Annotated in this window: 9 protein-coding genes and 1 pseudogene; 2 read left to right on the top strand and 8 right to left on the bottom strand. The window is 64.8% G+C overall.

Annotation, left to right across the window (positions count from 1 at the left end; all coding sequences use genetic code 11):
- Positions 1–115: 115 nt before the first annotated feature.
- The 8 genes and pseudogenes from ureC to ACQY5B_RS18960 form a co-directional block, all read right to left on the bottom strand.
- Positions 116–1828 (bottom strand): urease subunit alpha, encoded by a 1713-nt coding sequence (gene ureC, locus ACQY5B_RS18925; RefSeq protein WP_420327944.1) that lies wholly within the window; start codon positions 1826–1828, stop codon positions 116–118.
- Between the two features lie 51 nt (positions 1829–1879).
- On the bottom strand, positions 1880–2275 hold the full coding sequence (locus ACQY5B_RS18930) for a carboxymuconolactone decarboxylase family protein (RefSeq protein WP_088669529.1): 396 nt from the start codon (positions 2273–2275) through the stop codon (positions 1880–1882).
- Positions 2275–2580 (bottom strand): antifreeze protein, encoded by a 306-nt coding sequence (locus ACQY5B_RS18935; protein WP_305972284.1) that lies wholly within the window; start codon positions 2578–2580, stop codon positions 2275–2277. Before ACQY5B_RS18935 ends, ACQY5B_RS18930 begins: the two co-directional genes overlap by 1 nt.
- A gap of 5 nt (positions 2581–2585) precedes the next feature.
- Positions 2586–3406, bottom strand: a pseudogene (locus tag ACQY5B_RS18940) (cyclase family protein).
- A 59-nt stretch (positions 3407–3465) separates the two neighbouring features.
- On the bottom strand, positions 3466–3774 hold the full coding sequence (locus ACQY5B_RS18945) for an urease subunit beta (protein WP_305972282.1): 309 nt from the start codon (positions 3772–3774) through the stop codon (positions 3466–3468).
- A complete protein-coding gene (locus ACQY5B_RS18950) occupies positions 3771–3935 on the bottom strand; it encodes a hypothetical protein (protein ID WP_420327942.1) in 165 nt (54 codons plus the stop codon). Before ACQY5B_RS18950 ends, ACQY5B_RS18945 begins: the two co-directional genes overlap by 4 nt.
- A gap of 41 nt (positions 3936–3976) precedes the next feature.
- The gene (locus ACQY5B_RS18955; RefSeq protein WP_420327941.1) at positions 3977–4279 is read right to left on the bottom strand and encodes an urease subunit gamma; all 303 of its coding nucleotides are present in this window, start codon (positions 4277–4279) and stop codon (positions 3977–3979) included.
- Between the two features lie 4 nt (positions 4280–4283).
- Positions 4284–5126, bottom strand: a complete 843-nt coding sequence (locus tag ACQY5B_RS18960) for an urease accessory protein UreD (RefSeq protein ID WP_420327940.1) — start codon at positions 5124–5126, stop codon at positions 4284–4286.
- A gap of 380 nt (positions 5127–5506) precedes the next feature.
- Here ACQY5B_RS18960 and urtA point away from each other — a divergent pair, with 380 nt between their 5' ends.
- Both urtA and urtB read left to right on the top strand, forming a co-directional pair.
- Complete coding sequence (gene urtA / locus ACQY5B_RS18965; RefSeq protein ID WP_305972279.1) at positions 5507–6787, top strand: urea ABC transporter substrate-binding protein; 1281 nt, start codon at positions 5507–5509, stop codon at positions 6785–6787.
- 107 nt (positions 6788–6894) lie between these two features.
- Positions 6895–8838, top strand: coding sequence for an urea ABC transporter permease subunit UrtB (gene urtB / locus ACQY5B_RS18970; RefSeq protein WP_420327939.1), 1944 nt, complete (start codon positions 6895–6897; stop codon positions 8836–8838).
- Positions 8839–8950: the final 112 nt, after the last annotated feature.

Consider the following 8950-nt stretch of genomic DNA (forward strand, 5'->3'; position numbering starts at 1 on the left):
AACTCCAATCCGTTGATCCGCGTCCGGTGACGCCCGGACCAAGATCATGTTGCGGGAGCCTCTGGCGGATATCAAGCGACGGCCCGCAGGCACGGGCACGCCCCTCCACGACGGGTCAAAACAGGAAATACCGCTGTGCCATCGGCAATTCGCTGGCCGGCTCGCAGGTCAGCAACTCGCCGTCGGCGCGTACCTCGTAGGTTTCCGGATCGACCTCGACCGTAGGTGTCGCATCGTTCAGAAGCAGGTCCTTCTTGCCGATGCCACGCGTGTTACTGACCGCCACGGTTTCCTTCGCCAGCCCCAGCCCGGCGCCGATCCCCTCGGCCTGCGCCGCCTCCGAGACGAAGGTGACAGCAGAGTTTTCCACGCTGCGGCCATAAGCGCCGAACATGGGCCGGGTGTAGACCGGCTGCGGCGTGGGGATGGAGGCATTGGGATCACCCATCTGCGCGCAGGCGATGGTGCCGCCGATCAGCACCATCTCGGGTTTCACGCCGAAAAAGGCCGGGTTCCAAAGCACGAGGTCTGCACGTTTGCCTTCCTCGATGCTGCCGATCTCATGGCCGATGCCATGCGCAATGGCCGGATTGATCGTGTATTTCGCGATATACCGCCGAACGCGGAAGTTGTCGTTGTCGCCGGTCTCCTCGCTCAGGCGCCCGCGCTGCTTTTTCATCTTGTCAGCGGTCTGCCAGGTGCGGATCAGCACCTCGCCCACACGGCCCATGGCCTGGCTGTCGCTGGCGATGATCGAAAAGGCCCCCATGTCGTGCAGGATATCCTCTGCGGCGATGGTCTCGCGCCGGATGCGGCTTTCGGCAAAGGCCACGTCCTCGGGGATCGCCTTGTCGAGGTGGTGGCAAACCATGAGCATGTCGAGGTGTTCTTCGAGCGTATTCACGGTAAAGGGGCGGGTCGGGTTGGTGGACGAGGGCAGGACATGCTCTTCGCCACAGATCTTGATGATGTCAGGGGCGTGGCCGCCCCCCGCACCCTCGGTGTGGAAGGCGTGGATGGTGCGGCCTTTCATGGCCTTCACGGTGTTCTCGACGAAGCCGGATTCATTGAGCGTATCGGTGTGGATCATCACCTGCACGTCCATCGCGTCGGCCACACTCAGGCAGCAGTCGATGGCACCCGGCGTCGTGCCCCAGTCCTCATGCAGCTTCAGCGCGCAGGCGCCGCCCTTGACCTGCTCCTCCAGGGCTGCGGGCAGCGAGGCATTGCCTTTGCCCGCAAAGGCCAGGTTCATCGGGAAGGCATCCGCCGCCTGCAGCATCCGCCCAATGTGCCAGGGTCCTGGCGTGCAGGTGGTGGCCAGCGTGCCATGCGCCGGGCCGGTGCCTCCGCCAAGCATGGTGGTCAGGCCGGAATGCAGCGCGTCCTCGATCTGTTGCGGACAGATGAAATGGATGTGGCTGTCAAAACCGCCCGCGGTCAGGATGCGCCCCTCTCCGGCAATGGCCTCTGTGCCCGGGCCGACAACGATTTCGACGCCGGGCTGGGTGTCCGGATTGCCCGCCTTGCCGATCTTGTGGATACGCCCGTTCTTCAGCCCCACGTCAGCCTTGTAGATACCCGAGTGATCGACGATCAGCGCGTTGGTGATGACCGTGTCCACCGCGCCCTCGGCCCGGGTGGTCTGAGCCTGCCCCATGCCGTCACGGATCACCTTGCCGCCGCCGAACTTCACCTCTTCGCCATAGGGGCCGGTCAGGTCCTTTTCGACCTCGATGATCAGGTCCGTGTCGGCCAGCCGCAGCCGGTCGCCGGTGGTGGGGCCGAACATCGCGGCATAGTCGGAGCGTTTGATTGTGGCTGGCATCCTGTCCTCGTGCTTGTCATCGGCGGGAGCCAGTTGGCTCCGGACCGGGTCCTATTCCTTGAAAACCTCGTCCACCGGCACCTGCAGTGCGCTTGCCAGGGCGTTGGTCTGGTTGGCCATGCCCATCACGGCCAAGAGCTCTCCGTACATCTCGGGCGTCATGCCCTTGGCGCGGGCCGCCGCGGTGTGAGAGTGGGCGCAGTAGTCACAGCCATTGGTGCCGGAAACCGCAACATAGATCATTTCCTTGACCAGCGGATCCAGCGCGCCGGGCGCCATCACCACCTTGAGCCGGTCCCATGTCGCCTTCAGCAGCGCCGGGTCATGCGCCAGGGCACGCCAGAAGTTGTTGATGAAATCCGTCCCGCGCACCGCGCGGATATCGTCGAACACCGCCTTTGCCTCGGCGCTCAACTCCTCGTCGGACAAAAGTTTGACCGTCGCCATTACATCCTCCACCTGGGTCCGCGCCGGGCCAACCGCAGCGCGTTGGCCCGGGTCTGGCGATGCAGCGGGGCCAGCGCGGCGCCAAGGGGATCTTCCCCTTTCCACGCCGCGCGGGACGCCAGCTCCATCGCCAGCGGGAAATTTATCGCCTTTTCGCGCATCATCCGTGTCGTCTCGGACGGGGTCACGGACCATAGCCCGGCCATCCCCAGGACGCGCATGGTCACCACCGCCTGCGCTTCGGCGGCCATGCAGGCACAGCGCGAGGCGGTGAGCCAGAGATCGAGAGGGGACAGCCGAACCATATGCGTCACGCCATCGCAAAGACGCGGGCCGGGCCACCCGTGCCGCGTGCATGTTTCGGCGCGCCGACGATCAGCGTCGCGCCGGAGGCCGGGACATTGCCGAGGTTGGCTAGGTTCTCGATCCCGTAGCGATTGGTCGGCAACCATGCGTAATGCGCGTCAAAGCTGGCAGAGTTGCCGGGGTCCAGCGACAGCGTGTCCGTCGCAATGGCCCGCGCGCCCGTTTCCTCGACCAGCATCTGGGCCGCCTCGACGTGGAAACCCGGGAAATGCATGACTCCGTCACCGTCCGCGTTGCGAAACCCGTCACTGCCGATCTTGGCGGACCACCCGGAATCCATCGCGACACAGGCCCCCTCGGGGATATCGCCATGTGCAGCGATCCAGGCCTTGAGGTCATCTGGCGTCACCGTCGTGTCAGCGTCTTCCGCCGCCCGGGCCGCGATATCCACCTTGACCAGCGCACAGACCAGGCTTTCGACCGGAATTTCATCCACCGAGTGGCCGTCAGCCGAAAAGTGCAAAGGCGCATCCACATGGGTGCCGGTGTGTTCATTGACCGTCAGACTGTACAGGTTGAACCCGTCATTGGCGAAATCGGCCCCCTTGTCGTAGGAAATCCCGGCTCGCCGAAATAGGTCGGAAAGCTCTCGTCGTAGGTATGGGTCATGTCGACGACACCGCCGCCGTGGCTGGCCGCCATCGCCGGTCTTGCCAGGCCGGTCCCCAGAACCGCCCCGGCGCCGGCAGCGGCCCCCGCCCTGAAGAACGAGCGCCGCGACAGCATCCGGTCCTTGACAGAGTTCATCACGCACACATCGCACATGGTCTTTCCTTCTCTGGTTGGCTTCTGCAATCCGACCAGTCTGTGCCGACTCGGGCGTGTCAGTCCAGCGCGCCCATCACCTGCTGATTGAATCCGTAGATCTGGCGTGCCCCCGAAATCGGGATCAGGTTGACCTCGCGTGCCTGCCCCGGCTCGAAGCGCACCGCAGTGCCCGCCGCGATATCCAGCCGGCAACCGCGCGCGGCGCCCCGGTCGAAATCGAGCGCCGGGTTGGCCTCGGCAAAGTGGTAATGAGAGCCCACCTGCACCGGGCGGTCGCCGGTATTGGCCACTTGCAGCGTCACCACCTCACGGCCTTCGTTCAGGGTTAGGGTGCCCTCGGCCGGGAACAGCTCTCCGGGGATCATCTCCGACCCCAGGTGATCAGCCCCGCAACCACGATCAGTGCCACGGCGGGCAGCAGGCTCAGCCAGGTTTCGGCGCCATGCGGATGCATGTGCGAGCCGGGATGCGCCAGGGCGGGGGCGGCGGCCAACAGTGCGACGCCGGTTGCGATCAGGTTCTTCATTCTTGGTCCCTCGTCTTTCTTCTCTCTGAAAATACTCGAAATCACCGGATCGGGTCGTGGACCGTCACCAGCTTGGTGCCGTCCGGAAAGGTGGCCTCGACCTGCACCTCGTGGATCATCTCGGGCACGCCCTCCATGCATTGTTCGCGCGTGATGACCTCGGCGCCCGCCTGCATCATGTCGGCGACGGACCGCCCGTCGCGGGCGCCCTCCACCACCGCATCGGTGATCAGCGCGATCGCCTCGGGAAAGTTCAGTTTCACGCCGCGGCTCAGGCGCTTGCGGGCCACCTCGGCGGCCATCGCGACCAGCAGCTTGTCTTTCTCGCGCGGGGTCAGTTGCATGTCGTCACAGTCTCCAGGATGTCGGCAGGGTGTCCCGGCTCAGCCGGTCCAGCACGGGCAGCAGGCTGCGCCGCAAAGTCAGACTATCGCGCGCCAGCATCCGCAGGATCAACAGATCCTCGCGCATCAGGGACGCGCCGCAGGTATCGGGCAGCAAAGCCCGCAGAGCCGGCAGATGCGCCTCGGCGTCCGGCGCGACATAAACCAGGCTGGCCATCGCGCCTGCCCCGCCACCAAGCGCCGGCCCCTGCATCCGCGCCTCCAGGTCACCGTCCAACCGCACAGCGTCAAGGTAGATCGGCGCGCCCTCGCGCCAGACCTCGATCCGGTCATCGAAGTGCACGTCCTTAAGGCGTTCACCCATCGCGCTGCGGCCAAAGATGACCGGCTCGACCAACAGCAGACGCGCGTCCGCCGCCAGATCGATACGCAGGCGGCGTCTCAGCCGGGCACCTTCGAACAGGATCATCTCCTGCGGCAGCCAGTGCAGGGTCGCGCCCGCCACGGCCTCGAGCCGGGTCTCGACACGGGCAATGTCGGAACTGGCCTTGTAGGCCCGTTCAGCCGCCTGGGTCGTCAGGGTCAGGTGCGATCCCTGGCCTGCTGTGGCTGCAAGGTCCAGACGGTCGCCACCGGTCAGCCCGCCCGATGTATTGATGACGATGGCTTCAACCCCAGACCCGCGGCGTGGAAACAGCGATCGCAGGCAACCGGAGGTGCGCAGCCGGTCGATCGCCGACTTGTCGCCGCGGGACTTGCTCGACAGGTCCAGCGTGCCGCGCGCCCGGGGCAATGTTGCCGGCTTGGCAGCCTCTCCCGCCCGGTCCTTTCGCATGTGCAGTGTCATGGTCCCCCCGCGACCTCTTTCGGCATGATAGCGCCATTGGGGATCGCCGAATGCAACATGCTTGGGCATTTTTGCGGGCGGACGGGCAGAAGTTTCGCACAATAATTGATCTGCATTGCCAGTTTAAGGTCAATAATTGTGCATTCTTCGCCGCGCACCTGCCAGTTCCCCGCCCGCGATTGACCGAAAGGCACCTGGACCAGATGACTCGAGGCGCCCAGGCCGCGCTGCTCAGGAGATGGACGGAAAGGGCGTGTGGCGACCGGTCAAGTTCGCACCTCGGTCAGGCCGCCACACTGGATGCAACAAATGGTTGCGGGGGAGGACCTAGTCGCTCGGAAACGTGGCGACAAGGGCCGCTGGCCCGCAGGGAGACAGGAATGAACCGTTTCACGAAACTTCTGTCCGGTGCTGCCGCACTGGCCATCATGGCGGGCGGCGCAAGCGCCCAGGACTGCACCATAAAGGTCGGCGTCCTGCACTCGCTGTCGGGCACGATGGCGATTTCGGAAACCACCCTGAAAGACACCGTGTTGATGCTGGTGGACGATCAGAACGAACAAGGTGGGTTGCTGGGCTGCGAGCTGGAGGCCGTCGTGGTCGACCCTGCGTCGGACTGGCCGCTGTTCGCCGAAAAGGCGCGTGAACTGCTGACCGTGCACGAGGTCGACGTGATCTTCGGCAACTGGACCTCCGTATCGCGGAAATCCGTTCTGCCGGTGATCGAGGAGCTGAACGGCCTGCTCTTCTACCCGGTGCAGTACGAAGGCGAGGAATCGTCCAAGAACGTCTTCTACACCGGCGCCGCACCGAACCAGCAGGCGATCCCGGCCGTGGACTACTTCCTCGAGGAACTGGGCGTCGAGAAATTCGCCCTTCTGGGCACCGACTACGTCTATCCCCGAACCACCAACAACATCCTGGCCAGCTACCTGGCATCGAAGGGCATCGCCGAAGAGGACATCTTCGTCAACTACACCCCCTTCGGACATTCCGACTGGGGCACCATCGTTGCCGACGTCGTAGCCCTCGGCGAGGACGGCAAGCAGGTCGGCGTGATCTCGACCATCAACGGCGACGCCAACATCGGTTTCTACAAGGAACTGGCCGCAGCCGGCATCTCGGCCGACGACATCCCGGTCGTCGCCTTCTCGGTCGGTGAAGAAGAGCTCTCGGGCCTCGATACCGTGAACCTGGTCGGCCACTTGGCCGCGTGGAACTACTTCCAGTCCGCCGAAACCGAGGCGAACGAGGCATGGGTGGCCGCATGGAAGGACCGCATGGGCGACGACCGCGTGACCAATGACCCGATGGAAGCGCACTACATCGGCTTCAACATGTGGGTGAACGCCGTCAAGCAGGCCGGCACGACCGACGTCGACGCCGTCCGCACCGCCATGTACGGGCAGGAATTCCCGAACCTGACCGGCGGCACCGCGGTCATGCTGCCGAACCATCACCTGACCAAGCCGGTCCTGATCGGCGAGATCACCGAGGACGGTCAGTTCGACATCATCAGCCAGACCGATCCGGTGCCGGGCGACGCCTGGACCGACTTCCTGCCTGAATCGGCCGTTCTGAAGTCGGATTGGAAGGACCTCGGCTGCGGTATGTACAACACCGAGACCGAGACCTGCGTCCAGATCAAGTCGAACTACTGACCTGATCCCCGCCGGAGCGGCCGCCTGCCGCCCCGGCGACCAAGGTTCCAATTGGCGGGGCGGCCCGACCGCCCTGCCCACCCCCTTCCCAAGACACAGGCTGACACATGCTCCGTGCCCTTCTTGCGGTTCTCCTGATCGCGTGGCTGCCCGCGCCCGGCTTCACCCAGGATCTGCAATCCCTCCTGCAAGAGCACCAGGCGGAAGTCGCCAAGCCCTCGCGCCGCACCGTCGCGCCTGTGCTCGAGGCGCTCTCTGCCTCCGGTCTGCCCGAGGTCCCGCGATTTCTGGAACGCTGGCAGGACAAGGCCGTCTATGTCCGCGAAGAGGACGGCCTGTTCTTCTATATCGAGGAAACGGGCGACACGCTGACCCTGCTGGACCTCTCCAGCGGAGATCCTGTTACACGTGGCGTCGATCCGGACACTCTCGACCAGGTCAAACCGAACGGCGGTGTGCGCCGTGCCATCGCCGAGGCGCTTGTCCAGTTCCAGCTGTCCGACCCCGACATCACCAAGCGCCGTGACGCCGTCGACGCCATCGCGCGCGGGTTGGACCCCAGCCAGATCCCGCCGCTCTCCGCCTCTATCGACGGCGAAGCGGATGCCGCGCTGAAGACACGCAAGCAACGTCTGCTGAACTATCTTGTCGCCCGTTTCGGCGACACGCCCGAGGCCCGCATCGAAGCCATCGAGGCGCTGTCCTCGGACCTCAGCGTCGACGCCCGGGCCGTTCTGTCCCAGATCCTCGCCACCCGGACCGAAATTGCCGAAGACATCCCTGACGGGAACAACGTCGCGCGTGTGCTGGAGCCCGGCACCGATCTGCCCGAGGCCGAAGCCTATGCCATGATCGGGGAACAGACCGACCTGCCTGCGCTGGTCGATGCCTCCTCGATCCGCACGACGCTGGAACGCCACGTCGAGGACGGCAAGGTCGGCGGCATCGCGGTCGGCCAGCTTGGCACGCCCGACCGGCGCCTGCGTGCCTATGACACCCTGGCCGAGGCGGGCACGCTGCCCCCCCGCGCCACGCCCGAGATCATCGCCGAAACCCTGGCCACCTGGACCATCTACGAGGCCTACGAAGAGCCGGACAGCGCCATCACCGACGCCGCCGAAAGAACTCAGGACGCGGTCCAGACCCGCGTCGGGATGAGCCAGGCGGGCGATCTTGCGCTGGATGCGATCTCGCTGGCATCGATCTATTTCCTTGCCGCCATCGGGCTCGCTATCACCTTTGGCGTCATGGGCGTCATCAACATGGCGCATGGTGAATTCATCATGATGGGCGCCTATACCGGCTACGTCGTCCAGCTCTTCATTCCCGACTACACGCTGTCGTTGATCGTCGCCCTGCCGCTGGCTTTTGCCGTGACCTTCGCCGCTGGCGTTGCAATGGAGCGTTTGGTGATCCGCTGGCTCTACAATCGACCGCTGGAAACCCTGCTGGCCACCTTCGGGGTCTCGATCGCCCTGCAACAGTTGGCCAAGAACATCTTCGGCACGCAGGCCCGTCCGCTGACCTCGCCCGAATGGCTGGACGGGGCGCTGGTATTCAACGACGTCATCGCGATCAGCTATATCCGCATCGCCATTTTCGTACTGGCGTTGCTCTTCCTGACCCTTCTCCTCTTCATCCTGAAACGCACGCGGCTCGGGCTGGAGGTGCGCGCCGTGACCCAGAACCCGCGCATGGCCGCCTCGATGGGCATCAACCCCGACCGCATCAAGATGATGACCTTCGGGCTTGGCTCCGGCATCGCGGGCATCGCCGGCGTGGCCATCGGGCTCTATGCGAAGGTCACGTCGGAAATGGGCGCCGACTATATCGTGCAAAGCTTCATGACCGTGGTGGTCGGCGGCGTCGGCAATGTCTGGGGCACGCTCGCCGGTGCCTTCATGATCGGCACGCTGCAAAAGGGGATCGAATGGTTCAACCCGTCAAACACGCTGGCGGCACAGACCTACATGATCCTCTTCATCATCCTCTTCATCCAGTTCCGTCCCAAGGGCATCGTCGCCCTCAAGGGCCGCGCGGCAGGAGACTGAGACCATGCGCACCCTGTTCTGCAGCCACAGCAACGGCGTCCTGATCCCGCCAACACCCAGCGCCGCCACCGGCACGAGCGCGCGCGCCCCTGCATCACTGGGCGCGAAACAT

The sequence above is a fragment of the Antarctobacter sp. genome, assembly GCF_965277915.1.
Taxonomy (GTDB): domain Bacteria; phylum Pseudomonadota; class Alphaproteobacteria; order Rhodobacterales; family Rhodobacteraceae; genus Antarctobacter.